Annotated in this window: 25 protein-coding genes; 11 read left to right on the top strand and 14 right to left on the bottom strand. The window is 43.0% G+C overall.

What is annotated here, in order from left to right:
• The 5 genes from MIS45_RS03190 to tmk form a co-directional block, all read right to left on the bottom strand.
• Entirely contained in the window at positions 1-543 is a 543-nt protein-coding gene (locus MIS45_RS03190) for a septation protein A (RefSeq protein ID WP_249450970.1), read from the bottom strand.
• 47 nt (positions 544-590) lie between these two features.
• The gene (locus MIS45_RS03185) at positions 591-788 is read right to left on the bottom strand and encodes a DUF2788 domain-containing protein (RefSeq protein ID WP_249443184.1); all 198 of its coding nucleotides are present in this window, start codon (positions 786-788) and stop codon (positions 591-593) included.
• 189 nt (positions 789-977) lie between these two features.
• Complete coding sequence (gene metZ / locus MIS45_RS03180) at positions 978-2150, bottom strand: O-succinylhomoserine sulfhydrylase (protein ID WP_249450969.1); 1173 nt, start codon at positions 2148-2150, stop codon at positions 978-980.
• A 143-nt stretch (positions 2151-2293) separates the two neighbouring features.
• Positions 2294-2911 (bottom strand): DUF4230 domain-containing protein, encoded by a 618-nt coding sequence (locus tag MIS45_RS03175; protein ID WP_249450968.1) that lies wholly within the window; start codon positions 2909-2911, stop codon positions 2294-2296.
• Positions 2912-2913: 2 nt separating this feature from the next.
• Complete coding sequence (tmk, locus tag MIS45_RS03170) at positions 2914-3537, bottom strand: dTMP kinase (RefSeq protein WP_249451329.1); 624 nt, start codon at positions 3535-3537, stop codon at positions 2914-2916.
• 149 nt (positions 3538-3686) lie between these two features.
• Between tmk and MIS45_RS03165 the strand changes: the two genes are divergently transcribed.
• A complete protein-coding gene (locus tag MIS45_RS03165; protein WP_249443181.1) occupies positions 3687-3908 on the top strand; it encodes an HP1242/YdcH family protein in 222 nt (73 codons plus the stop codon).
• Positions 3909-4000: 92 nt separating this feature from the next.
• Here MIS45_RS03165 and MIS45_RS03160 read toward each other — a convergent pair whose 3' ends face one another.
• Positions 4001-4876: an IS982 family transposase gene (locus tag MIS45_RS03160; protein WP_249450967.1), complete on the bottom strand. Its 876-nt coding sequence runs from the start codon at positions 4874-4876 to the stop codon at positions 4001-4003.
• A gap of 96 nt (positions 4877-4972) precedes the next feature.
• On the opposite strand from MIS45_RS03160, the gene hemW reads away from it, so the two are divergent.
• The 4 genes from hemW to metG all read left to right on the top strand — a co-directional run bounded on the left by hemW (position 4973) and on the right by metG (position 10681).
• The gene (hemW, locus tag MIS45_RS03155) at positions 4973-6136 is read left to right on the top strand and encodes a radical SAM family heme chaperone HemW (protein WP_249450966.1); all 1164 of its coding nucleotides are present in this window, start codon (positions 4973-4975) and stop codon (positions 6134-6136) included.
• A gap of 252 nt (positions 6137-6388) precedes the next feature.
• Entirely contained in the window at positions 6389-7831 is a 1443-nt protein-coding gene (gene ccoG / locus MIS45_RS03150; RefSeq protein WP_249450965.1) for a cytochrome c oxidase accessory protein CcoG, read from the top strand.
• 2 nt (positions 7832-7833) lie between these two features.
• Entirely contained in the window at positions 7834-8397 is a 564-nt protein-coding gene (locus MIS45_RS03145) for a FixH family protein (protein ID WP_249450964.1), read from the top strand.
• 226 nt (positions 8398-8623) lie between these two features.
• Positions 8624-10681 carry a methionine--tRNA ligase gene (gene metG / locus MIS45_RS03140; RefSeq protein WP_249450963.1) on the top strand — a complete coding sequence of 686 codons (2058 nt, stop codon included), beginning with the start codon at positions 8624-8626 and terminating at the stop codon, positions 10679-10681.
• A gap of 133 nt (positions 10682-10814) precedes the next feature.
• Here metG and MIS45_RS03135 read toward each other — a convergent pair whose 3' ends face one another.
• The 6 genes from MIS45_RS03135 to MIS45_RS03110 all read right to left on the bottom strand — a co-directional run bounded on the left by MIS45_RS03135 (position 10815) and on the right by MIS45_RS03110 (position 17120).
• Positions 10815-11621, bottom strand: a complete 807-nt coding sequence (locus MIS45_RS03135; RefSeq protein WP_249445581.1) for an integrase core domain-containing protein — start codon at positions 11619-11621, stop codon at positions 10815-10817.
• Between the two features lie 162 nt (positions 11622-11783).
• Positions 11784-12341: a hypothetical protein gene (locus tag MIS45_RS03130; protein ID WP_249450962.1), complete on the bottom strand. Its 558-nt coding sequence runs from the start codon at positions 12339-12341 to the stop codon at positions 11784-11786.
• On the bottom strand, positions 12341-13492 hold the full coding sequence (locus tag MIS45_RS03125) for a THUMP domain-containing class I SAM-dependent RNA methyltransferase (protein ID WP_249450961.1): 1152 nt from the start codon (positions 13490-13492) through the stop codon (positions 12341-12343). Before MIS45_RS03125 ends, MIS45_RS03130 begins: the two co-directional genes overlap by 1 nt.
• 111 nt (positions 13493-13603) lie before the next feature.
• Positions 13604-14143 (bottom strand): L,D-transpeptidase family protein, encoded by a 540-nt coding sequence (locus MIS45_RS03120; protein WP_249450960.1) that lies wholly within the window; start codon positions 14141-14143, stop codon positions 13604-13606.
• Positions 14144-14428: 285 nt separating this feature from the next.
• Positions 14429-15148, bottom strand: coding sequence for a tetratricopeptide repeat protein (locus MIS45_RS03115; RefSeq protein WP_249450959.1), 720 nt, complete (start codon positions 15146-15148; stop codon positions 14429-14431).
• Between the two features lie 217 nt (positions 15149-15365).
• Positions 15366-17120 carry a M61 family metallopeptidase gene (locus tag MIS45_RS03110; RefSeq protein ID WP_249450958.1) on the bottom strand — a complete coding sequence of 585 codons (1755 nt, stop codon included), beginning with the start codon at positions 17118-17120 and terminating at the stop codon, positions 15366-15368.
• Positions 17121-17426: 306 nt separating this feature from the next.
• On the opposite strand from MIS45_RS03110, the gene ccoN reads away from it, so the two are divergent.
• From ccoN to ccoP, 4 genes are read left to right on the top strand one after another with little or no spacing between them, the layout of a single operon-like run.
• Positions 17427-18863 carry a cytochrome-c oxidase, cbb3-type subunit I gene (gene ccoN, locus MIS45_RS03105; protein WP_249450957.1) on the top strand — a complete coding sequence of 479 codons (1437 nt, stop codon included), beginning with the start codon at positions 17427-17429 and terminating at the stop codon, positions 18861-18863.
• Positions 18864-18883: 20 nt separating this feature from the next.
• Positions 18884-19495 carry a cytochrome-c oxidase, cbb3-type subunit II gene (gene ccoO / locus MIS45_RS03100; RefSeq protein WP_249443163.1) on the top strand — a complete coding sequence of 204 codons (612 nt, stop codon included), beginning with the start codon at positions 18884-18886 and terminating at the stop codon, positions 19493-19495.
• Between the two features lie 6 nt (positions 19496-19501).
• A complete protein-coding gene (locus MIS45_RS03095; protein WP_249443164.1) occupies positions 19502-19684 on the top strand; it encodes a cbb3-type cytochrome oxidase subunit 3 in 183 nt (60 codons plus the stop codon).
• 1 nt (position 19685) lies between these two features.
• The gene (ccoP, locus tag MIS45_RS03090; RefSeq protein WP_249444562.1) at positions 19686-20654 is read left to right on the top strand and encodes a cytochrome-c oxidase, cbb3-type subunit III; all 969 of its coding nucleotides are present in this window, start codon (positions 19686-19688) and stop codon (positions 20652-20654) included.
• 128 nt (positions 20655-20782) lie between these two features.
• Here ccoP and rpsO read toward each other — a convergent pair whose 3' ends face one another.
• Positions 20783-21052: a 30S ribosomal protein S15 gene (gene rpsO, locus MIS45_RS03085; RefSeq protein WP_003791601.1), complete on the bottom strand. Its 270-nt coding sequence runs from the start codon at positions 21050-21052 to the stop codon at positions 20783-20785.
• Positions 21053-21283: 231 nt separating this feature from the next.
• Here rpsO and MIS45_RS03080 point away from each other — a divergent pair, with 231 nt between their 5' ends.
• The gene (locus MIS45_RS03080) at positions 21284-21475 is read left to right on the top strand and encodes a zinc-finger domain-containing protein (protein ID WP_249450956.1); all 192 of its coding nucleotides are present in this window, start codon (positions 21284-21286) and stop codon (positions 21473-21475) included.
• A gap of 166 nt (positions 21476-21641) precedes the next feature.
• On the top strand, positions 21642-22316 hold the full coding sequence (locus MIS45_RS03075) for an epoxyqueuosine reductase QueH (RefSeq protein ID WP_249443167.1): 675 nt from the start codon (positions 21642-21644) through the stop codon (positions 22314-22316).
• A gap of 374 nt (positions 22317-22690) precedes the next feature.
• Here MIS45_RS03075 and MIS45_RS03070 read toward each other — a convergent pair whose 3' ends face one another.
• Positions 22691-24886, bottom strand: a complete 2196-nt coding sequence (locus MIS45_RS03070) for a RelA/SpoT family protein (RefSeq protein WP_249450955.1) — start codon at positions 24884-24886, stop codon at positions 22691-22693.
• Positions 24887-24920: the final 34 nt, after the last annotated feature.

Raw genomic sequence — 24920 nt, 5'->3', positions numbered from 1 at the left:
TTAATTTTCCTTTGGTAAATGGCGCATCATGTAAATGGCTTGCGCGATTGAAAAAACGATGGTCAGGGGAATATAGCCCCAAACTTTGAATTGTACCCACACGGCTTCGCGTGCTTCGTCAAATGGATAGGCAACGATGAGATTGAGTGCGCCCAAAAACGCAAAAAAGCCAATCCATGCGTAACCAAGTTTGTTCCACACGTTTTCAGGCAGCGTGATTTCTTTGCTCAATATGATGCGTAAACCATTTTTGCCGCGCAGTTGTGCAATCAGCATAATCAATGCCATTGCCCATGTAAGCAAGGTGGTTTTGAGCATAATGAATGCACCATCGTTGAAAATAATGGTTAAGCCACCAAATACCACTATCAACACCAAACTGAGCCATTGCATGGGTTCTAGTTTTTTGTGTTTCCAATAGGTATAGGCAGCCTGAAAAACCCCAATCACGACCGCAACAATGGTGGCGGTAACCATGTTTTTGGTGATGCTGTATGTCGCAAAGAATAAAATGATGGCGATAAAATCGCTGAGTGCTTTCATGTGTATGATGTCAAATTGTTGCGATGAAAGGCGTTATCATAACAGCCTTACATCAGCATTTCTACCAATAAATTCTTGAACAAAAATCCTGCGATGCCTAATCCAAGTACCAAAAATAAAATAAACATGCCCCATTTGCCGACTTTGGACTCTCTGCCCAGTTGCCAGATAATGAAGCCGAGAAAGATGATGAATACGGTTAAACAAATGCGTAATGCCCACATGGAGAATTCTGCTTCGGTCATGTTTTTCCTTAATAATGTTATGTATAGTGGATTCAATTTAAATCAGGACAAGGCGACAGCGACCGCCGTGTACACCTAGTACATAAGGGAGCTGGCAACGCTGTACTGGTTTAGTGAATTCACTATATGATGTTTTCAGGCTGCCTTTTCAATACATCATTAAGGCAGCCTGAAAATGAAATGATTTTATTATAATGCTTTCAATGCTTGCTGCAAATCAGCAATCAAATCATCAACATATTCCAAACCAATCGCAATGCGTACCAAACCTTCGCTGATACCAGCCGCCAATTTATCTTCGGGCGACATACGGCAATGCGTGGTTGTCCAAGGGTGCGTGATAGTAGAGCGCACATCGCCAAAATTTGCCGTTCTGGAAAAAAGCTGCACCGTATCAATCACTTTCCATGCCGCTTCCACGCCACCTTTCACTTCAAACGCAATGACCACGCCACCACCATTTTGCTGTTTTTGTACCAATTGCGCTTGTGGGTTTTCAGGCAGCCCCGAATAATACACTTTTGCCACTTGTGGCTGCGTTTGCAACCATTGCGCAATCGTCAATGCTGCCTGATTTTGTGCCTGCACACGCAACATCAAGGTTTCTGTGCCACTCATCAACACCCACGCATTAAAAGGCGACAAACCAATCCCCATACTATTAACAAACATGGCAATTTGTTGAATCAAGTCATTTTTTCCGCAAACCACACCACCCAATACTCGCCCTTGTCCATCAATCGCTTTGGTGGCGGATTGGATAGACAAATCCGCACCAAATCGCAAAGGCTGCTGCACCGCTGGCGAACAGAAACAATTATCCACCGCCAATAAAGCATGGTTTTGATGCGCCAATTCTGCCAATGCAGCAATATCCGCCACTTCACCCAATGGATTGGACGGCGTTTCCAAAAACAACATTTTGGTATTTGGACGAATCGCATCACGCCATTCTTGCAGATTGGTTTGTGATACAAAGGTTACTTCAATGCCAAAACGCATCAACTGTCCTGTGATGAACCCTGCCGTTGTGCCAAACAAACTGCGGCTACTGATTAAATGGTCGCCTGCGCTTAAAAATGTCATCAAACCCGCTTGAATCGCTGCCATACCTGTAGCAGTGGCGATGCCTGCTTCGGCGCGTTCCAAATGCGCGATGCGTTGTGCGAAAGCCGAAACCGTTGGATTGGCGGTACGCGTGTATGTAAATCCCTGTTTTTGTTTGCTAAACAAAGCTGCACCATCAGCAGCACTATCAAACATAAAACTGCTGGTCAAAAACAAGGCTTGATGATGTTCGTTGTATTCGGTTTGTTCCTTGCCACCACGAATAGCAAGGGTTTGTGGATGCAGCGTTTTCATAATATTTCCCTGATTTATATAGATGATTAAAATGACAAAAAGATTGGTATTGTGCGCTTTTTCAGGCTGCCTTTCAATGTTTACACAGAATATTTCCTAAATAGGCAGCCTGAAAAATTTTCAGGCTGCCTGTTCATTTATTTTCATTTTGCTGAATACACACATTTAGGCAAAGCCGCAGGCGTGTACACTGAAACCTTCACTTGCGCCAAAGCAAACAACCGTTCCACTTGCGCCCGAGTTTGTTCTTTCGCATGCGCCAACACGCCATTAGCACATGCTTGTTGCAACATCTGCACACGCGCCACTTGGCGAACTTGTTCCAGCACACTCAAATCCGCAGGGCGCAAATTCAATGTTCCAGTACGCAAATCATACACATCAATCCCCTCTACTCGTACTGACAAAATTTCCACAGGAGGCAAAGTAATGATGACTGTATCGCCCGCTATTTGTACATTTTTTTCGGTCAGCTTATTCAAATCCAAGCCCGCATGAACGCTGCCTTGTGCGGTAAAAATGCCCTTTTGGCTATCCTGCCACAAAGCAAACCAGTTACCCTGTTTTTCCGTTTTCACAATCGTTTCCATGTGAAACGCCGTGCTATCCAAATGATTGAGCGAGCGAATTTGCGCCAACACCGTTGCTTGATTGACCACGCGGTTTTCAGGCTGCCTGATTTTTTGCACACCTTGCCACACATCTTCCCTAAACCACAGTACCAACAAAACCAATAACAACCCCAAAAGTATTTTTTTCATATTCAGGCAGCCTGAAACAATTTATCCAACACCGTTTCAATCTCCACTTTCACATCAGCTTTTTCACGATTGCTGTTCACCACCACATAACGCTCAGGCGCAGCCGCCGCACGCTGCAAATACACATCGCGCACACGTCTGAAAAAATCCGCCTGTTCCTGCTCAAAACGGTCTTTTTCACGCGAAGATTCAATACGTGCCAACGATACTTCCAACGGCACATCTAATAAAATCGTCAAATCAGGTTTCAGGCTGCCTTGTACCCACCGCTCCAACACCGCAATATCCGCATCAGGCAAACCGCGTCCGCCCCCTTGATAGGCAAAAGTCGCATCAGTAAAACGGTCGCTGACCACATTCACGCCATTTTTCAGCGCAGGCAAAATCACATCTTCAAGATGCTGACAACGCGCCGCAAACATCATCAACGTTTCGGTTCGCAATGATACTTGCGTTTCAGGTGCCAACAAAATTTCACGCAAACGCTCGCCCAAAGGCGTTCCCCCCGGTTCACGCGTAAACAACACAGGTAAACCACGTGCCTCAAACCATGCTCGTATCACATTTAATTGCGTGGTTTTGCCTGCACCATCAATCCCGTCCAAAGTTAAAAATTTAGGTTGTATCATTTATGGCTCCTTATTTGTGTTTCAGGCTGCATTGTATGGCAAAACACCTAAAATTGTTATAGAATGTGTTTAAATAAAAAAACAAGGCAGCCTGAAAAACTGTTGAACTATTCTATTTTTTCCACACTCGAGAAAGGACGTGCCTAGTGTTTCCAGAATATCGTGATTTAATCAGCCAACTGAAACAAAAAGATGCTCATTTTGCTCGCCTATTCAACGAACACAATGAGTTAGATACGAAAATTTCTAATTTGGAGAATGACCCAGTTGCCAGCGCAACAGCCAAAGATGAAATTCATGAGCTGAAACAGAAAAAGCTGGCATTAAAAGATGAACTTTATATCATTTTGAAAAAAGCATCTGTTTAATGATTTTTAAAATAGGCAGCCTGAAAAAGTTTTTCAGGCTGCCTTTTGTATGATTGATACCTATGTTAACGCGAACTCGGGATAAGTCTTTCTTACTTCATTGGTAACAAAGACTTTTTTCCAAACATCATTGGCTTATAAGGAAACAGGCAATAGGCAGTCAAACCTGAAATCAAATTCAAGATAAAACCACGCTCCAAACGATGCCGAGTATGTTCAATTTGACACAAATTTTTCAGTTGCCCAAAAATGGTTTCTATAACACCACGTTTTTTAAGCAGCTTTTTCTGCTCACTTGTGTATTGTTTGGGTTTCATGCCTTTTTTGATACCCGTTAGTAAAGTAATGCCATATTTCTCTTTAAGCCAATCACTTAAATCTTTTCCAATATAGCCCCTATCCGCCACCAAAATGCCGAATAGGTGCTTTGCCATTTGTTTTAAACCTTGACGGTCATCCACATTGCCTGCGGTTAAGCAAAAATTGACCAGCTCACCCAAGTGGTTAAATACCGCATGCAATTTGAAACCGTAAAACCAGCCTGTACTGCTTTTGCCCCTTTGCGCGATGTTTTTAAACACTTTATGCGAGTGAATACGGCGATTGTGGCAAACCGACAAAGTGGTTGAATCCACCACACCTATACCTGTGCATTTGCCCATTTGGGTGGTTAAAAATACCAACATAGCAGGTAAGGCTCGTGTAGCCAGTTCCAAAAAGCGGTTGTAGCTGGGCATATTGGGGAAGTCTCGCTGCCAAATGGATTGGACTTGCCATTGGTAATAGGTTTTGAAATCACGCATGCGATATTGATGAAAAGCAATCAGTACGGTCATGATTTCTGCGGTACTGATACAACTTGGTCTATTACGAATTTTATTGTTTTTAATCAATTTGCTATTGAATTTGGGTTCAAATTCTTTGCAAAAATCATCAATTTGGCAGAAAAGTGCGGTAAGATAATCCATGTTAAAGGGCTTTCGTGATACTTGGTTGTGTGCAAACAATAGATTATCACGTTTGCCCTTTAATTTTTATGAAATTTCTTATCCCGAGTTCGCGTTATGTTAAATTCAACCTCTCTCACCGCCCTCCCCCCTTTATCGCTGTATATACACATTCCATGGTGCATTCAAAAATGCCCCTATTGCGATTTCAATTCACACAAAATCAAAACCACGCTCAACGAACAAGCGTACATCGCCGCCTTGCTGACCGATTTACAAACCGAATTACCCCATTTTTGGGGTCGCCCGATTGAAACGATTTTTATCGGTGGCGGCACACCGAGCGTATTCAGCGCGGCAGCGATTGACCAATTATTAAGTGACATTCGCGCCTTGGTCAAACTCAATCCCACAGCCGAAATTACTTTGGAAGCCAATCCCAGCACGTTTGAATATGAAAAATTTCAAGGATTTAAAGATGCGGGCATCAATCGTTTGTCTATTGGCGTACAGAGTTTTGACAATGAAAAACTGAAAACTTTGGGGCGCATTCACAACGCAAACGAAGCCAAAACCGCGATTGATATTGCCACGCGCATTTTTGAACGTGTCAATATTGATTTGATGTATGCGCTGCCGCATCAAACCGTTCAAGCTGCCTGCGAAGATGTGCGTACTGCCATATCATTTGGCACCAGCCACATCAGCGCATATCAACTGACACTTGAACCCAACACGCCATTTGGACACACGCCGCCACAAGGTTTACCCGAAGAAGACACAGCGCAAGATATTGAAGATGCCGTTCACGCCCAATTAGCAGCGGCTGGTTTTGAACAATACGAAACCAGCGCGTTTGCCAAACACCGCAATCAACGCGCACGGCACAATGTCAATTATTGGCAATTTGGCGATTACATCGGCATCGGCGCGGGCGCACACGGCAAATTGTCGCATCACGACCGTATTGAACGCACCACACGCAAACGTCACCCTGCGGATTATTTGGCGGCAATGCAAGCCCATCCACACGATGCGATTGAACGGAGAATCGTGCCAACATCTGATTTACCGTTTGAATTTATGATGAATGCGCTGCGTTTGGTAGACGGCGTACCCAGCGCATATTTTACCGAACGCACGGGCGTGAGCATCGCCAAAATCAGCCAACGCATTCAATTAGCGCAGCAAAAAGGTTTGCTGGACAGCAATCCGATGTTTTTCCGCCCAACGGCATTGGGGCGGCGTTTTTTGAATGATTTAATTGAGATTTTTTTGTAAATAAATGAGATAGGCAGCCTGAAAAATGGTTTTCAGGCTGCCTTTTTATAGTGGATTCACCAAATCAGGACAAGGCGACAGCGACAGCCGTGTACACACATAAGGGGGCTGACAACGCTATACTGGTTTAGTGAATTTACTATAATAGCCTTTTTGTTAAAAGCTAATAACTTTTTACAAACACAACAGGCGTATAATTGTGTAACGCAGTAAGTCTTATTCTAAAAAATATATTCAAAAAGGACTCAAATCATGTCTCAACCCACAACACAGCCTGAAAAACCACAGGCAAAAGAACAAGTTATTCAATTATATCAAGGTGCAAAACGCATTCACCCCAAAATGGCAAAAGGACGTTTTGCTAATCTGCGTATTTTTATGATTATCGCCACGCAACTGTTTTTCTACGGTATGCCATGGTTAATGTGGCACGGTCGGCAAGCAGTGTGGTTTGATATTCCTGGCAGGCATTTTTATATTTTTAGTTTGGTATTGGAACCTGCGGATTTATTGTATTTAACAGGTTTATTGGTTATTTCTGCATTTGGTTTATTTTGGTGGACAACGATTGCAGGGCGTTTGTGGTGCGGTTATTCTTGTCCGCAAACTGTGTACACCGAAATCATGTTGTGGATTGACCACTTGGTAGAAGGCGACCGCAATAAACGCTTGAAATTAGACAAAGAACCGTGGAACGCACGCAAAATCCGTATCAAAGCAATTAAATATCTATTGATTTTTATTGTGTGTGCATGGACAGGGATTTCATTTGTTGGTTGGTTTGTGCCCATTCGTGAGTTTGTCCCTGCGGTATTCAATGGCACAGCAAGCGGCGTAGCATTGGGCACAGCCATATTTTACGGTTTTGTAACATGGTTATTTGGTCATATTATGCGCCAACAAGTCTGTTTTTATATGTGCCCGTATGCGCGTTTCCAAAGTGCCATGTTTGACCACGACACGCTGATTATTTCGTATGACGCAGAACGCGGCGAACCACGCGGTGCGCGTAAGAAAAACGCGGTACCAAAAGAAGGCGAAAAACCTTTGGGTGATTGCATCAACTGTACTGCGTGCGTACAAGTTTGTCCAACAGGGATTGATATTCGTGATGGCTTGCAATATCAATGTATTGGTTGTGCGGCGTGTATTGATGCTTGCGATGAAATCATGGACAAAATGGGTTATCAACGCGGCTTGATTCGTTACACAACCGAAGCGGTACTCAAAAAAGAATACACCGATGCGGATATTAAAAAACGCTTGTTGCGTCCAAAAGTGGTGGGTTATGGCGGTGTTTTATTGGTGGCAATTATTGGTTTATTGGTTGGTATTGCCACGCGTCAAACCATGCAAATTGATGTGATTAAAGACCGCGGCGTGATGGTGCGTGAAAACAAAGGTATGTTGGAAAATGCGTATAATTTGAGTATCAGTAATGCCAGCGAAAATACGCAAATTGTAACAGCAACGGTATCGGGTTTTGATGATATTCGTTTGACAGGGCTGCCTGAAAATGGGATAAGTGTCAAAGGTGGCGACATTGTGAAAGTACCTGTGCAAGTGGCAACGCAGCCTGAATACGCAGATAAGGGTAGCCACCCAATTCTGTTTACGTTTAAATATCGCGAAGAAGGGCAGCCTGAAGACAAGGCTCGTGAAATTAAAGAAAAAGCTATTTTTATTGGGGAGTAAGTATGGCGGATAATAACGCGCCGTGGTTTAAACAAACTGCGTTTTGGTTGTTGATGATGGGACCAATTATTGTGGTCATTGCGGGTTTTGCGACATTTTTTGTAGCAAAACACACGGCGAATGATATGGTTACCGATGATTATTACAAAGAAGGTAAGCATATTAATATGCAAATTGAACGTGATGCAGAAGCCATTAAGCGTAATATTGTGGCGCAGGTATTGTTCAATGATGATGGTTCAGCAGCAAAAGTTTTTGTGAGTGGCGATTTTGACCCAGAAATGCCCTTAAATTTATTATTGCTGCACCCTGCAACTCAAGCATACGACCAAACCATTTCACTCAAAAAAACGGCTGTTCCTGCCTCAGGTAACAAAACAGAATACACCGCAGCATTACAGCCATTGAAAGCTGCAGTACATTGGTATGTACGCGTGGAAGATGCGACAGGTAAATGGCGCGTGGAAAACAAATGGTTGCCGAGCCAAGGTCATGCAGTAGAATTGCATGCAGCAGATAATGTGTTAGTCAATGCAACAGCAAGCGCAGCCTCTGCGGTTCAATAGCGTTTTTCAGGCTGCCTATTACATAGATAGGCAGCCTGAAAACTTTGTAATATTCTGAATTCAAATTATCTTAAATTTCTCTATACACCAAAGAATATGGATTTTGCATGGTTTTCAGGCTGCCTGAAAGCACAATCTCATCATTCAAACCAATGTATTTTATGGCATAATACGCTCAATATTTTTCGTTTACATTTAAAATTTTTCATACAAAAAGATAATCAATATGAACAAAACTCGCAAAATTCTTGTAACCTCCGCCCTACCCTACGCCAATGGTTCAATTCACTTGGGACACATGGTTGAACACATTCAAACCGATATTTGGGTACGCTTCCAAAAATCGCGCGGACACGAATGCTACTACTGCTGCGCTGACGACACACACGGCACACCCATCATGCTCGCCGCACAAAAACAAGGCATCACACCCGAACAAATGATTGAGAAAACCCACGCCGAACATTTGGCGGATTTCACAGGTTTTGGCATTGGCTACGACAATTACTACTCCACCCATTCCCCTGAAAACAAACACTATTCCGAAAAAATTTACCGCGCACTCAAAGCCAACGGCAAAATCATCAGCAAAAACATCAACCAATTGTTTGACCCCGAAAAACAAATGTTCTTGCCCGACCGCTTTGTCAAAGGCGAATGCCCCAAATGCCACGCCAAAGACCAATATGGCGACAATTGCGAAGTCTGCGGCACGACCTACGCGCCCACCGATTTGATTAACCCGTATTCCGCCGTATCGGGCGCAACGCCTGTGATGAAAGAAACCGAACATTTCTTTTTTAAATTAAGCGATTGCGCGGATTATTTGAAATCTTGGACTTCGGGCGAAACCAATGGCAAAGCCCATTTGCAACCCGAAGCCCTGAACAAAATGAATGAATGGCTCAAAGATGGCGAATTGTCCGATTGGGACATCAGCCGCGATGCGCCATATTTCGGCTTTGAAATTCCCGATGAACCGAACAAATATTTCTATGTTTGGTTGGACGCGCCTGTGGGCTATATGGCGAGTTTCCAAAATTTATGCGACCGCATTGGCTTGAATTTTGACGAATTTTTCCAAGCCGATAGTCAAACAGAAATGTACCATTTTATCGGCAAAGACATTTTGTATTTCCATGCCTTGTTCTGGACGGCAATGTTGCAATTTAGCGGTTATCGCGCCCCAACTGGCATTTTCGCACACGGCTTTTTGACGGTGGACGGGCAAAAAATGTCCAAATCACGCGGCACCTTCATCACCGCCAAATCGTATTTGGACGGCGGTTTGAATCCAGAATGGATGCGTTACTACATCGCCGCCAAATTAAACAGCAAAATTGAAGACATTGATTTGAATTTGCAGGATTTTATTGCGCGTGTAAACAGCGATTTGGTTGGCAAATATGTGAATATTGCCGCGCGAGCCAGCGGTTTTATCCGCAAAAAATTTGCAGGCAGCCTGAAAAATGTTTCGGGCAGCGATTTAATCAAACAATTAACTGAAAAATCAGCACAAATCGCCCAAGATTATGAAGACCGTGAATATGGCAAAGCCATTCGTGAAATCATGGCTTTGGCGGATGTGGTTAATGAATATGTGGATGCGAACAAGCCTTGGGAATTGGCAAAACAAGAAGGCATGGAAACGCGTTTGCATGAAGTGTGCAGCGAATTAATCAATGCATTCAAAATTTTAACCGTGTACTTATCGCCAGTTTTGCCGAAAGTGGCGGAACAAGCGGCGGCGTTTTTGAACGTAGACAAATTGATGTGGGCAGACAGCACAATCACGCTGCCTGAAAATCATAAAATCAATGAATACAAACATTTAATGCAACGTATTGAGGAAAAACAAGTGAACGATTTAGTAGAAGCCAACAAACAAACCATTCAGGCTGCCCCTGCGGTAGAAACGCCAGCTGAAAGCAGCCCATACGCGCCTGTGTCGCCCGAATGCAGCTTTGACGATTTTATGAAAGTGGACATGCGCGTGGCGAAAGTGTTGAACTGTGAAGCGGTGGAGGGCAGCACCAAATTATTGAAATTCAGCTTGGATTTTGGTTTTGAGCAGCGCACGATTTTCTCGGGCATTGCGGCGAGCTATCCGAATCCGAGTGAATTGAATGGTCGTCATGTGATTGCGGTGGCGAATTTCGCGCCGCGCAAAATGGCGAAATTTGGCGTGTCGGAAGGCATGATTTTGTCGGCGGCAACTGCAGACGGCAAATTGCGTTTGCTGGACGTGCATGAAGGTGCGAAAGCGGGCGATAAAGTGGGTTAATCATTTATCGTAAAAAATATAAGGCAGCCTGAAAAACATACTATTTGTTTTTCAGGCTGCATTTTATAGTGAATTCAATTTAAACCAGTACAGCGTTGCCAGCTCCCTTATGTGTAGAAATAAACCGAGTTGTTTACACAACAGGTTGAGAAAAATAAGCTTGTAACACTTCAAATGGCGTATCGCCATTTAAGGAACTGTGCGGCTTTACAGTATTATAAAAATTCACAAAACGACATAATTCCTTTTGCCGATGCAATGGATCAGTAAACTCTGTTTTCTCATACCACATCTGCATAATCGTTCGTATTACGCGTTCCGCTTTGCCATTGGTTTGTGGACGTGCTGGGCGAGTGAATTTTTGATTGATATTGTTTTCAAAACACGCCACACCAAACGCATGATTTGCCGCACCTTTGTATTCACTACCATTATCTGAATAAATGCAGTCAATTTGGTATGGGCAAGGCTCTATGACTTGTTCAGTTAGAAATTTAGCCGCACTTGTAGCAGTTTTATCAGGCAAAATGGCAGCATACAACTCACGAGAAAAATCATCAATAGCAACAAACAGATACTCACGTTTATCCGTTGCTTTTTGTCCTTTAAGTAAAGGTAAGCGTTTGGTATCTACATGTACCATTTCGCCAGGATAAGATTTATTGTATCGTTGTGCTTGCTTTTTGAGTTTCTCTTGAATTTCTCGTTCTACTTTGGCTAATCGTTTCATACCGTATTTTGCTTGTTTGAAACGATTGTTGGTGCTGTTTTGCGGTTTAAGTAGGCGAAGACGAGCGGCTTTCAGTACACGATAAATGGTTTGGCGACTAACCATAAAACGGCGAGCCAGTGAAGTAACGCTTTCTTTGTTTTGCGTATAAGCTAGCCAAATGGCTTGACGATGGTGTGGGGTAAGGCGAGTGTTCTTATGGATATTCATGGCAGTATTGTCTTTCAATACTGTAAACAACGCTAGTAATTTCTACACCTTATGTACTAGGTGTACACGGCGGTCGCTGTCGCCTTGTCCTGATTTAAATTGAATCCACTATACATAAGGGGACTGGTAACGCTGTATTATTTTAATTTCAAACGACTATATTTAGTCATGGTTATGACAACGTAAACACCACTCCGACCCCGTAGCCACGCCCACATCGCTAAAATCACGCAAGCCTGTCAAAGCGGAGATTTGTTGGCGTAAAGTCGTCATATTTTCAGGCAGCGTGGCAGGTTGGCGGTCAAAAGACACCACTTGTGTTTGCACCACCGCCGCATTTGCAAATGCTTTACGCGGGATTAATGCCGTTTGGTAAACATTGCCAATGCGACCGCGTTGGGTGTTTCTTGCGCTGGCAATGCCGACAAATTGCGATAAAGGCACAACACGTTTCCCTTTACGACTGATAAATTGAACCGTGCCATCGCCAGCAAACACAATTTCATAAACAAAATCACGCCATTCCCGCCAACCAGTCCACAACCAAAACACCAGCCACAAACTCGCCACCACAATCCATTTCCAGTCGCTGCTCATCAATCCCAACACACCGCCAACAATGCAAAAAACTGTTTGCAGCCTATCCCAATATGGAATGGGCTGCGGAATGCGAATTTCTTTGCCACCAATGGTTTTCAGGCTGCCTGCAACATCATTCATCACTTATCCCGATTGCTGCCCGACACCATATCCAACAAAAACAAACGGCAATCCAACTGCCCATTGTACAAAGGAATTTTGCGTTTCGGTTTCAAGCGCATCAGTTTGGGCATTTCCATATCGCCCGACAGCAAACCAATCGTCCAGCCCGCATAATGCTGTTTCAGCCAGCTACCAAGCTGGGGATAAAGCGCGTGCAAAGCCTGCACTTCCGCCAAACGCACGCCATAAGGCGGATTGCTCATCACAATACCGTTTTCGCCATTGGGTCGCGTGTCTTGCACGTCCAAAGTGTTGAAATCCATAAACATATCCACTTCGGCGGCGCGTGCGTTTTCTTGGGCGATTCGGGTCATGGCGCGGTCGTTGTCGCTGGCGGACAATTTGTTGGCAGGTTTGTCTTTGATTTGAGCGCGCGCTTCGGCTTTCAATTTGACCCACAAGGCTTTGTCAAAATTCAACAATTTTTCAAAACCGAAACGGCGATTTAATCCAACGGCGCGATTTAAAGCAATCCATGCCGCTTCAATCGCAATCGTGCCACTGCCGCAAAACGGGTCTTGGAACGGCTGCGAACCGTCATAGCCTGCTAACAACAGCAAACCTGCCGCCAAGTTTTCGCGCAAAGGTGCTTCGCCCGTGTCTTGGCGGTAGCCGCGTTTGAACAAGGCTTCGCCGCTCGTGTCCACGAAAATGGACACATTTTGCTCGTCCAAAAAGGCGTGAATGCGGACATCGGGGCGATTTTTGTCTACGCTGGGGCGTTCGCCACAATGGTCGCGGAAACGGTCGCATACACCATCTTTGATTTTCAGGGCAATGAAATCAAGGCTTTTGACTCTGGCGCGTTTTCCTTCCACTTTGACGCGGAAAGTTTGGGCTGCCTGAAACCAATTTTGCCATTGAATGTTTTTGGCGGCGCGGTAGATGTCGTCTTCGCTGCGGTAGCTGGCGCGTGTGAGTTGCAGCAACACGCGGCTGGCGGTGCGGCTGTGCAAATTGGCGCGATAAACTTCGTTCAGGCTGCCTTTGCAGGATACGCCGCCGTCTGTGGGAGCGATGTCGGTGCAGCCTTGTGCAGCGAGTTCTTGCGCCAAAATGGTTTCTAAACCGCGTGGGCAGGTGGCGAATAGGGTGTATTTGGTGGTCATAATATTTTGTTTCTTTAAGTTAAATTTTTGGGATTTTCAGGCTGCCTTTCTACATCATAATCCAATATAGGCAGCCTGAAAAAATCAATTTATCAACATTTGACACGAATTTTAAGGGCGAATTTCAATTTCTGCATTGTGGATAACGTGGCGGAACAATTCATCTATTTCTTCGTTGGTAACTGCAATGCAGCCATGTGTCCAGTCGCTGCGAAGATGATTGCGCCCAATCGCGCCCAAACCATTTTTGATGCCATGAATTTTAATCAAACCACCTGCACTTTTGCCTTGCGATTGTGCGTAATCTTTATCTTGTTGATTTGGATAAGAAATACCTAAGTTTTTATGATATGCGCTATTGGGATTGCGTTCGTTGATGCGATAAATGCCCTCTGGCGTTTTGCCATCGCCTTCAAATTGTTTGTGTCCAATCGGATTAAATCCCAACGCAATATCATAACTTTTCAATAATTGATTGTTTTCATAAGCCAACATTTTTCGTTCAGATTTCAATACCAATAAGCGTGTGATTTGTGCATTTTCAGGTAATGGCAACGCAGCATTTTCTAGCGAAGAAATCGGTTTCCACCACCAAAAAATGACGCCAGCTAATCCTGTTAGCCCCATTAAGAATAATACAAATTTTTTCATGTTTATGTCATTTCATTTGGTATTTTTATACAGATTCTATGTCTGAAACCTTGGCAAGACCTAAAATTGTCGGTTGGATTATTGAGTCCAACTTTTTACATTAATCAACTATTTGATTTTTATTTAAAAATATCGGATACCAATATCTAACCCACAAGTTTTCAGGCAGCCTGAATAAGTTTTGTAAAGATTCCCGACCATTACATATGCATATTATAGTCCAAATATAAAAAGAGTGATTTTCAGGCTGTGTTTTATAGTGAATTCACTATATTATTTTTCGTTTTATTTTAAATGGATAGCTGAACGGCGTGCTGCGAGGCTATTAGGATACAAGCGAATTAAATTACGCCAAGTATCTTTAGCAATGTCTTGCTGCTGAATTTTCCATTGGCAGTCGCCTACCGCATACAGCGCATCTGCCGCAAAAGTGCTGCTGGCAAAACGTGAAGCGTATCGTTGTCCAATATTAATAACCGATTGACAATTTCCCAATTTTTGTTGGCTTTGTAACAATAAATACATGGATTGACGTGCAATTTCACTACCATCACCACCACTGTCAGCATCGTGCAAAATTGTGGCAGTTGCACGATAATTACCTTGTTTAAATTGCATTTGGGCTTGGTGCAACAAATTTTGCGCAGATGGATGTGTAACGTTTTTCAGGCTGCCTGATACTGGCATAGTTTCAGGTTTAGATGCCATTCGTGGACGCGGTGTATTACGAGGCGCAGAATGCGAACGTTGCTCTAATTGGTGTACACGCATTTGTAATTGTTCCACTTGCTGTTCCAAACGAACTACTTGAATTGCGAGTTGTTCGAATTGCTCTCGTTGGTCTGCCATACTATTTAAATCAGGGTAAGGGAGAGGAGTCTGTTCTGACTCGGCTACAGCAGGTGTTGATGCAGTTTCAGGCTGCTGATTATTGGGCGAAGAGGGTATCGCAACGCAAGCTGTTAAACTAGATGCGATGAATAGGGAGAAGAGTAGAGATTTCATGATGTGTGTTTATTAATAAATATTATTGTTTAAACTATAGTCGTTTCAGATTAACATAGATAAGGCGACAGCGACCGCCGTGTACAAAACTGGTACAAGGGAGCTAGCAATGCTGTACTGGGCTGATTTAAATTGAATCCACTATATATTATTTTAATTTCAAACGATTATAAAAATAGGGCAAAGGCAGCCTGAAACCTTTCAGGCTGCCTTTATTTTATTGAAATAACCATTTTTCCAACAAATCTCTATCCACAATTTTTAAATGTGCCGTTGTTGGTTTAGCAGGAAAAATCAATAATTCTGTTTGGTGTAGCAAGCCTTGTCGGAAAAAATGTATCAAATGCCGATTGCCCACTTCTGTTTGTGCTTGTGTCAGCAAATCCGTGCAAACAAACCCGTCCACCGCAATGATTTTATCGTTCGCTTGCAAAGAAGCACATTCTGCGCTGCCTTCGGTAAAAACGTGGGTCAAAACTGCGCCATCGGCTTGCTGTTTAAAACGACAGCCGATTTCAGGCTGCGGCAACATTTCTACAAATTCGCGCACCAAACGTCCATTACCCGAACTGCGGTTTTCAGGCTGCCAACACAATTCCACGCCAACGGTTTTCAGGCAGTCTGAAAGTGGTAAATCTTCGGTTGAATATAAGGCAGCCTGAAAAAATGCGTCCAAATCCGCGCCCACAAATTCTTGCGCCAAATTTTGCCATTCTCCTTCGTCCATCCCTTTTCCTGTGGACACAAATCGCTCGTATAATTTTTGCATCACAAAATCAAGGCTGTATTGCGTTTGAGCGCGAATGGTCAAATCCAAACACATCGCCGCCAATGCACCTTGTTGATAATAACTGGTAATAGCATTGGGCGAATTTTCGTCTTGCTTATAATATTTGTGCCACGCGGCAAAACTGGATTGCGCCAATGTTTGCAACTTGCGTCCAGCATTGCGATGCACGCGCGTGATATTATTTGCCAATAAATTCAAATAGTTTTCCACCGAAATCGCACCACAACGTACCAAAGTCAAATCATCGTAATAAGATGTGATGCCTTCGTATGCCCACAATTGCTCGGTATAAGTTTCCTTATCCAAATCATACGATTGGAATTGAGTCGGTTTGATGGATTTGACATTCCATGCGTGAAAATATTCATGTGCGATTAAGCCAAGTAATTCGGTATAAGCCGCATTGGCTTCGTTCATACCAAACGGTGGTAAAGAACGACGGTCGGCATGCAACGCGGTACTGCTGCGGTGTTCCAATCCACCATAAATATTGTCGCCCAAATGCAGCAAAAACAGATATTCTTTAAATGGCGCAGGTTGGGGGAACATCGCCAATTCGTACTGACAAATTTTGCGGCAATCGTCCAATAAACGCTCGCGGTCAAACGGCGCGTAATAACCGCTCAACACGATTTTGTGCGGAATATCATTGGCAACAAATTCCAATACTTCCAAATTCGCGCCCAATTCAAATGGGTGGTCGGTTAATTCGGCGTATGAGGCAGCCTGAAAACTACGTCTATTGTTTTCTGGATTGCGTGGCAAAGTGGTGTGAATATCCCAATTTTCAGGCAGCCTGAAAAATTGAACTTGGCACATTTCTTCACGGCGATGTGGCAAATATAAAAATAAACACGCGCCATCAATAAAGCCGCGCTGGGTATTGAGCAAACTGGCGCGCACAGATAAATCGTTAGCGTAAACCGTGTATTGAATATCGTATGTGCCACTTTGGTCAGGTAATTGCCAAGTATTTTTATCTTGTTGAATAATCGGCACAGTTTCGCCATTACAGGCTGCCTCCATACTCATAATATGTCGTGAAAAATCACGAATCATATAACTACCAGCTACCCAATTTGCCAATTTAAGCACATTAGGGCAGCCTGAAACGTGTTCATACGAAAAAGTGATGTGCCACACATGACGATGTGGGTGTGGAGCGATTGAATAAATTAACATAGCTGATAGAAAATGTAAAATATCGTTTATTTATGTTATTTGACATGAGTCAAATTGTGAGAAGTATTTTTTGGATAACCTTGCGTAGATTGTGTGTTTTACCACAATCTTGCGACAAAAGCATGGGTTTTATCATTATTTAGCTTGGTGGAACAGTCAAATTTGCTTTAAAATGTTGCACTTTGTTTTGTTTGTGTAAGATTTTGCACAAATGAAGTTAATTTTAGAAAAAAATTATTTTCAGGCTGCCTATTTAGCTTGTAAATAATAATGATAAACCAACGCCATGTATATGGAGAATCTTTTATGGAAACGCAAACTTATAACTACAAAGTGGTGCGCCAGTTCGCCATCATGACAGTAGTGTGGGGTATCGTGGGAATGCTGGTGGGCGTTATTGCCGCCGCACAACTGCGTTGGCCTGCGCTTAACTTTACTGATGTTGCGCCTTGGTTTCACTTCGGGCGCATTCGTCCGCTGCATACTAATGCGGTTATTTTCGCATTTGGTGGCTGCGGTTTGTTTGCCACGTCTTATTACATCGTGCAGCGGACATGTAATGTGCGCTTGTTCGGTGGCAATATTTTGCCAGCCATTACGTTTTGGGGCTGGCAACTGGTTATTGTTTTAGCAGTAATTACTTTGCCTTTGGGTTATACCACAGGTAAAGAATATGCTGAATTGGAATGGCCAATTGACTTGCTGATTACAGCGATTTGGGTGGTTTATGCGATTGTGTTTTTTGGCACAATTGCCACACGCAAAATCAAACACATTTATGTGGCAAACTGGTTCTATGGCGCGTTTATTTTGGCGGTTGCCTTGTTGCACATTGTCAATAGCTTGGCAATCCCAGCAGGTCCAATGAAATCGTATTCTGTGTACTATGGCGCGATTGATGCAATGGTGCAATGGTGGTACGGTCATAATGCGGTAGGTTTCTTCCTGACTGCTGCGTTCTTGGGCATGATGTATTATTTCGTTCCCAAACAAGCAGGTCGTCCCGTGTATTCATACCGTTTGTCTGTGGTGCACTTTTGGGCGTTGATTTTCACTTATATGTGGGCAGGTCCACACCATTTGCACTACACCGCATTGCCTGACTGGACACAATCTTTGGGTATGATTCTGTCGTTGATTTTGTTTGCACCTTCTTGGGGTGGCATGATTAACGGTATTATGACTTTGTCTGGCGCATGGGACAAATTGCGTACTGACCCAATTTTGAAATTCTTAATTGTGTCATTGTCGTTCTACGGTATGTCCACATTTGAAGGTCCAATGATGTCTATCAAAACAGTAAACGCATTGAGCCATTACACAGACTGGACAGTCGGACACGTACACTCTGGTGCATTGGGTTGGGTAGGTTTTGTAACCATCGGTTCTTTGTACTATTTAATCCCACGTTTGTATGGCAAAAAAGAAATGTACAGCACTAAATTGATTGATTTACATTTCTGGATTGCGACTATTGGTGTGGTGTTATACATTACCTCAATGTGGGTATCAGGTGTGATGCAAGGTTTGATGTGGCGTCAAATGAATCCAGATGGTACATTGGTACATACATTTATTGCATCAATCAGCCGTACCATGCCTTACTATGTGATTCGTTTTGTAGGTGGTGCATTGTATTTGAGCGGTATGTTCATTATGGCGTATAACGTGTATCGCACCATTGTATCTGGTAAACCTGTTGAAGCGGAAATCCCAACATTGCCGCAAACACAACACCATTAATCACGGAAAGGCGGACTATAATGAAACTGCAACAATTAGCCGAAGAAAAAGTCGGTTTTCTGATTGTTTTTACCTTGCTGGTTATTAGTGTCGGTTTGTTTGTGCAAATCGTGCCCTTGTTCTTCCAAAAAGAAGTGATTACGGCAACCGAAGGGGTAAAACCTTATACTGCGCTGCAAGTGGCTGGTCGTGATATTTATATTCGTGAAGGTTGTTATAACTGCCATTCGCAACAAATTCGTCCATTCCGTGCAGAAACAGAACGCTATGGTCATTATTCTGTAGCAGGTGAGTCTGTTTTTGATCACCCATTCCAATGGGGTTCTAAACGAACAGGTCCAGATTTGGCGCGTGTGGGTGGACGTTATTCAGATGAATGGCATCGCATTCACTTGTTGAATCCGCGCGACGTGGTTCCTGACTCCAATATGCCTTCATTCCCTTGGTTGGCGCGTAATAGAGTCAATGCAGATGAAGTTATTCGCAATATGAAAGCATTGGAAAAAGTGGGTACACCTTATACCAAAGAAGATTATGAGAAAGCTCCTGAAGAGTTGAAAAATAAATCTGAATTGGATGCAGTGGTTGCCTATCTGCAAGGCTTGGGTTTGGCATTGAAAAACAAAAGGTAAAAAATCATGGACTTGAATTGGGCAAGAACCCTATTTACGGTATGCGTATTTATCAGTTTTATGCTGGTATTGTGCATTGTGTTTAATAAGCGCAACAAGAGCAATTATCAAGATGCTGCCAATAGCATCATTGATGATGCAGACACCCCAATGGGCGATACCCAATCAAGTCGTGAGAATGGAGCATAAAATGGAATCACAATTCACTTCCCCATTTTGGGGTTACTACATCATCGCGATTGTGGTGTTGAGCTTCCTTTACATCTTGTTTTTGTTAATATCACAAAACAAAATCAAAGTGAAAAAAGGCGAAGAAGCACAAACCATGGGGCATTCTTGGGACGGTATTGAAGAATACAATAATCCTCTGCCTCGTTGGTGGTTTCTCATGTTCTTGGGGACAATCGTATTCAGCATTGGTTATTTGATTGTTTACCCTGGTTTGGGCGATTACAAAGGCTGGTCTTTTGGTGGCAAAGAACCTTGGTCGCAACACAATCAATACAAATGGGAAGTTGAGGCTGCTGAAAAAGAAACAGGTGCATTGTATGCCAAATTTAAAGGCATGAAAGTAGAAGATGTTGCCAAAGACCCAGCGGCAATGACCATTGGTCAAAACTTGTTTAATACCTACTGTATCCAATGTCATGGTTCAGATGCACAAGGTTCACGCGGTTTCCCGAATTTGGTTGATACAGACTGGATTTATGGTGGTACACCTGAAAAAATCCACGAATCCATAAATAAAGGACGCATCGGTGTGATGACACCGTGGGGACCACAGTTGGGTGAAGAAGGCGTAAAAGATGCCGCACATTATGTTATTTCTTTATCACGCAAAGAAGGTTTTGATGAAAATCGTGCTGCACGTGGTCAAGAAATTTTCAAAGCAAATTGTGTAGCGTGCCATGGTGATAAAGGTCAAGGTACAATGGGTCTTGCGCCTAATCTGACTGATGATGTGTGGTTATGGAGCGGTAGTGAAAAAGGGATTATTGAAACCATTACTAGCGGTCGTCATAACCAAATGCCAGCTTGGGAAGGTTTCTTAACCGAAGAAAAAATGCACTTGCTGACAGCTTATGTGTGGGGTAAATCACATCCAGACGGTAAAGCTTTACCAACAGATACTGCACCACAAATTGGTACGCCGAAATAATTTTTAGGCTGCCTAAATGAAAACAGATTCTATAACACAATAGAATCTGTTTTTTTTATGTATCAATAATCCAAAAGGCAGCCTGAAAATATTTTTTCAGGCTGCCTTTAAAATTGTATGCGCGAAAATTATTTACGCAGACCCAAACGGGTAATCACGTTGCGATAAGTTTCTGCATCTGTGCGACGCAAGTAAGCCAACAAACGACGACGTGCGCTAACCATTTTCAACAAACCACGACGACTGTGTTTGTCTTTTGGGTTTGCTTTAAAGTGAGGTGTTAAGTCGTTGATGCGGAAAGTCAACAATGCGATTTGTACTTCTGACGAACCAGTATCGCCTTCTTTGCGTTGGAAATCTTTTACGATTTGTGCTTTTTGTTCTACGGTCAATGCCATGATTGAAAATTCCTAAAAAATATAAAGCCTTACGGCGACAAGTTTGCCGAGCAGCAAAACGCTACCAGCCAGCAAACTCCGAAAAAATCGCTTACCTAAGTAAGCGAAACCAGCATTATGCCATAAATTATTGGTTTGTGCAGGATTTTTTCGTGGTGTAAATAGTATTTCAGGCTGCCTGTAAATTGGGGTTTGCGGTATAATTTGTGCCATTTTTGAAAGGAAAATCTTATGTCTCATGTTTCTGAAAGACAAGTAGTGGTCATTGAATCGCATGATTTGCCATTGCATTGCAGCGGTGCGGATACAGATGCTTGGAATGGGCATCCGCGTGTGTTTTTGCCGATTCAGTCGCACGGTAAAATTGAATGTCCATATTGTGGTGCGATTTATCAATTAAATGGTGAAGCAAAACACCATTAAAATATAATCGTTTAAAATAAAAATAATACTGCGTTGCCAGCTCCCTTATGTACTAGCTGTACACGGCAGTCGCTGTCGCCTTGTCTTATTTCTATTTTAAACGACTATAATAAACTGCTGTTTCAGGCTGCCTTAATATCACAAATATCAAGATTTTAGGAATACTATGAACCCAACTAAACCCAATGTTACGCCGATTGAGCGTCCTAAATTAACGCTACCAAATGGTGCAGATAAATTGCTGTTGCATTCTTGCTGTGCTCCGTGTTCGGGCGAGGTAATGGAGGCGTTATTGGCAAGTGGCATTGATTACACAATTTATTTTTACAATCCGAATATTCATCCACTTAAAGAATACGAAATCCGCAAAGAGGAAAATATTAAGTTTGCGGAACAACATGGTGTGCCGTTTATTGATGCGGATTATGATGTGGATAATTGGTTTGAACGCGCCAAAGGCATGGAATATGAGCCAGAACGCGGTATTCGTTGCACCATGTGTTTTGATATGCGATTTGAGCGCACGGCGTTGTATGCACACGAACATGGTTTTAATGTGATTTCCAGTAGTTTGGGGATTTCGCGTTGGAAGGATATGAACCAAATCAATGATTGTGGTAAACGTGCGGCAAGCCATTATCCCAATATGGTGTATTGGGATTATAACTGGCGTAAAGGTGGTGGCTCGGCGCGTATGATTGAAATCAGTAAGCGTGAACGTTTTTATCAGCAAGAATATTGTGGTTGTGCGTATTCTTTGCGTGATAGTAATGCATGGCGACGAGAAAGAGGGCGTGAGCCAATTAAAATTGGTGTGAAATATTATGGTGATGATGAGTAAATATAGTGAATTCACTAAACCAGAACAGTGTTGCCAGCTTCCTTATGTACTAGTTGTACACGGCGGTCGCTGTCGCCTTGTCATGATTTAAATTGAATCCACTATAATATAGTGGAGATAATCTATATTTGGATAAAGGCAGCCTGAAAACATGTTTTCAGGCTGCCTTTATTGTAAGAACCTGTATTCACAATCTTAATAACTTGCTTTTATCGCCACTTTATGCGCCTACTGCGTTAACTTTTCATGCCAATATGTTCAATATTGGTATGAAAAGTCGCCTTGTATCCGCAAAAATTGGCAATAAAATCAAGCAATCAATCTTATGAATACAGGTTCTAATTATAGTTAGTTAAAGTTATGAACACAGACTCTTAAATCCGCGATACGCCACTTACACCTTTTACATCACCTAAACTTGCCATGACACGCGGTAAATCGTCCACTTTTTTCACTTCCAGCGTAAAACGCATACTTGCTTCCAAATCACGTGTTTGCGTATGCACGGCGGTAACATTGACTTTATGCCGCGCCAATGTGTCGGACACATCGCGCAATAAGCCATTGCGGTCTTGGGCGCGTATCTCAATATCTATGGCAAAAACCTGATTAGCATCTAATCTTGCCCATGTTGTCGACAAAACTTTATCGGGTGATTGTAGTGCCAAATGTTCAAAATCGGAGCAGCCTTGGCGATGAATAGACACGCCTTTTTCGCGGGTAACAAATCCGACAATTTTATCAGGTGGGGCAGGTTTACAACAACGCGCTAAATTGGTCAGCAAGCCATCTTCGCCATTAACTAACACGCTATTTTTGCTGTTTGTTTTGATTTTGGATTGTTTGACAATCGTGGTTTCATTGACTGGCACGGGTTCGGGTTCAACCAATAAACCGATGGCTTTTTGCACGGTACGCGGCGTGATTTCGCCTTGCCCCATTGCGCTGTATAACTCGTCTAATGTTTTGAAGCTTAATTGTTCACATAATTTGCTTAAATTGGGTTTCAGGCTGCCTTTTGCCAAAATTTTGTCAAATTGGTTTTTGCCTTCTTCGCGTATGGTTTCTGCATTTTGCTGACGAATAAATGCGCGAATTTTACTGATGGCTTTGGGCGATTTGACCCAACCGTCATACAGCCAATTGACCGATGGATTGCCTTCTTTTGCCGTGATGATTTCTACCTGTTGTCCATTTTCTAATGGTGTAGACAAAGGCACAATCGTACCGCCCACTTTGGCACCGCGGCAACGATTGCCAACATCGCTGTGTAAAGCGTAGGCAAAATCAATCGGCGTAGAACCTGCTGGCAAGGAAAATACGCGTCCTTTGGGCGTTAAAACGTAAATCGTATCGTGAAACAATTCGGTTTTGAACGCCGCAGCTAAATTTTCACTGCTGCTGTCTGCCATGTTTTCACGCCAATCCAAAAGTTGGCGCAACCACGCAATTTTTTGTTCATACGCGCTATCGCCTTTGCCACCTTCTTTGTATCGCCAGTGTGCTGCTACGCCAAATTCATTGAATTGGTGCATATCAAACGTGCGGATTTGCACTTCAATGCTTTTGTTTTCTGGGCCAATGATGACTGTGTGCAAACTTTTGTAGCCATTGCTTTTGGGATTGGCGATGTAATCATCAAATTCCCCTGGGATAGGCTGAAATAGGCTGTGAATAATCCCCAATGTGGAATAACATTCCGATACGCTATCGACCAAAATCCGCACCGCACGAATATCGTATAAACCATCAAAATCTAGTTTTTTCTTAACCATTTTTTTGTAAATGGAATAAATGTGTTTGGGGCGACCCGCGACATCGTATTGAATACCGATTTTGTCCATTTCCATGCGAATTTGGTCAAGAAAATGGTTGATGTATTCCAATCGCTCCACACGTTTTTCATCTAATAATTTGGCGATGCGATGGTATTCTTCGGGATTTTGATGACGAAAGCCCAAATCTTCTAACTGCCATTTTAATTGCCATACGCCCAAACGATTGGCGAGTGGTGCAAAAATATCCAATGTTTCGGTGGCAGTTTTGCGTTTTTCTTCGCTATCGGGCAAATGCGCCATAGATTGCATGGTTCGGGTACGCAATGCCAATTTAATCAACACAACGCGAATGTCGGACACCATAGCCAGCAACATTTTGCGCATGGTTTCAGCTTGATTGTCGCGTTCTTGTGGCGTGATGATGCTTTCGTTTTTGGCTACATCGGTCAGTTTTTGGACTTCGTCAATGCCTTTAATCAATTCCAACACGTTTTTGCCACATTGTTCTTGTACTGCTTCTACCCAATCTTCTTTCCAGTATGTGCTGATGTCTGCCAAAATAGTGGCAGCAACGGCATCAGGCAGCAAATCCATATCAGCAACCATTTTGGCGGCAGAGAGTAAATGCAGAAATAAAGGCTCTTGAGTGATGTGTGTGGTGGCATTATCAGGGTAATGTTGCTCGGCAATTTGCAAGGCAGCGAGTAGAATTTTTTGTTCGCTTTCAGGCTGCTTTTCAGTGTAATCTAAATAATCTCGACGAGCTTGTTGGACTGCGGTGATTTCGCTCATATTTTGTCCTGTTTGTGTGGAAATATCATACAGC

Source organism: Wielerella bovis (assembly GCF_022354465.1).
In the GTDB taxonomy this organism is placed as follows: Bacteria; Pseudomonadota; Gammaproteobacteria; order Burkholderiales; family Neisseriaceae; genus Wielerella; species Wielerella bovis.
The sequence above is the reverse complement of the archived record's forward strand: the minus strand, read 5'-3'. Positions and strand labels throughout refer to the sequence as shown.

What these genes read in the sequence shown, in the direction of transcription:
- MIS45_RS03190 (WP_249450970.1), bottom strand. Translation starts at nt 543, where the DNA reads ATGAAAGCACTCAGCGATTTTATCGCCATCATTTTATTCTTTGCGACA.
- MIS45_RS03185 (WP_249443184.1), bottom strand. Translation starts at nt 788, where the DNA reads ATGACCGAAGCAGAATTCTCCATGTGGGCATTACGCATTTGTTTAACC.
- metZ (WP_249450969.1), bottom strand. Translation starts at nt 2,150, where the DNA reads ATGAAAACGCTGCATCCACAAACCCTTGCTATTCGTGGTGGCAAGGAA.
- MIS45_RS03175 (WP_249450968.1), bottom strand. Translation starts at nt 2,911, where the DNA reads ATGAAAAAAATACTTTTGGGGTTGTTATTGGTTTTGTTGGTACTGTGG.
- MIS45_RS03160 (WP_249450967.1), bottom strand. Translation starts at nt 4,876, where the DNA reads ATGGATTATCTTACCGCACTTTTCTGCCAAATTGATGATTTTTGCAAA.
- hemW (WP_249450966.1), top strand. Translation starts at nt 4,973, where the DNA reads ATGTTAAATTCAACCTCTCTCACCGCCCTCCCCCCTTTATCGCTGTAT.
- ccoG (WP_249450965.1), top strand. Translation starts at nt 6,389, where the DNA reads ATGTCTCAACCCACAACACAGCCTGAAAAACCACAGGCAAAAGAACAA.
- MIS45_RS03145 (WP_249450964.1), top strand. Translation starts at nt 7,834, where the DNA reads ATGGCGGATAATAACGCGCCGTGGTTTAAACAAACTGCGTTTTGGTTG.
- metG (WP_249450963.1), top strand. Translation starts at nt 8,624, where the DNA reads ATGAACAAAACTCGCAAAATTCTTGTAACCTCCGCCCTACCCTACGCC.
- MIS45_RS03135 (WP_249445581.1), bottom strand. Translation starts at nt 11,621, where the DNA reads ATGAATATCCATAAGAACACTCGCCTTACCCCACACCATCGTCAAGCC.
- MIS45_RS03130 (WP_249450962.1), bottom strand. Translation starts at nt 12,341, where the DNA reads ATGAATGATGTTGCAGGCAGCCTGAAAACCATTGGTGGCAAAGAAATT.
- MIS45_RS03125 (WP_249450961.1), bottom strand. Translation starts at nt 13,492, where the DNA reads ATGACCACCAAATACACCCTATTCGCCACCTGCCCACGCGGTTTAGAA.
- MIS45_RS03120 (WP_249450960.1), bottom strand. Translation starts at nt 14,143, where the DNA reads ATGAAAAAATTTGTATTATTCTTAATGGGGCTAACAGGATTAGCTGGC.
- MIS45_RS03115 (WP_249450959.1), bottom strand. Translation starts at nt 15,148, where the DNA reads ATGAAATCTCTACTCTTCTCCCTATTCATCGCATCTAGTTTAACAGCT.
- MIS45_RS03110 (WP_249450958.1), bottom strand. Translation starts at nt 17,120, where the DNA reads ATGTTAATTTATTCAATCGCTCCACACCCACATCGTCATGTGTGGCAC.
- ccoN (WP_249450957.1), top strand. Translation starts at nt 17,427, where the DNA reads ATGGAAACGCAAACTTATAACTACAAAGTGGTGCGCCAGTTCGCCATC.
- ccoO (WP_249443163.1), top strand. Translation starts at nt 18,884, where the DNA reads ATGAAACTGCAACAATTAGCCGAAGAAAAAGTCGGTTTTCTGATTGTT.
- MIS45_RS03095 (WP_249443164.1), top strand. Translation starts at nt 19,502, where the DNA reads ATGGACTTGAATTGGGCAAGAACCCTATTTACGGTATGCGTATTTATC.
- ccoP (WP_249444562.1), top strand. Translation starts at nt 19,686, where the DNA reads ATGGAATCACAATTCACTTCCCCATTTTGGGGTTACTACATCATCGCG.
- rpsO (WP_003791601.1), bottom strand. Translation starts at nt 21,052, where the DNA reads ATGGCATTGACCGTAGAACAAAAAGCACAAATCGTAAAAGATTTCCAA.
- MIS45_RS03080 (WP_249450956.1), top strand. Translation starts at nt 21,284, where the DNA reads ATGTCTCATGTTTCTGAAAGACAAGTAGTGGTCATTGAATCGCATGAT.
- MIS45_RS03075 (WP_249443167.1), top strand. Translation starts at nt 21,642, where the DNA reads ATGAACCCAACTAAACCCAATGTTACGCCGATTGAGCGTCCTAAATTA.
- MIS45_RS03070 (WP_249450955.1), bottom strand. Translation starts at nt 24,886, where the DNA reads ATGAGCGAAATCACCGCAGTCCAACAAGCTCGTCGAGATTATTTAGAT.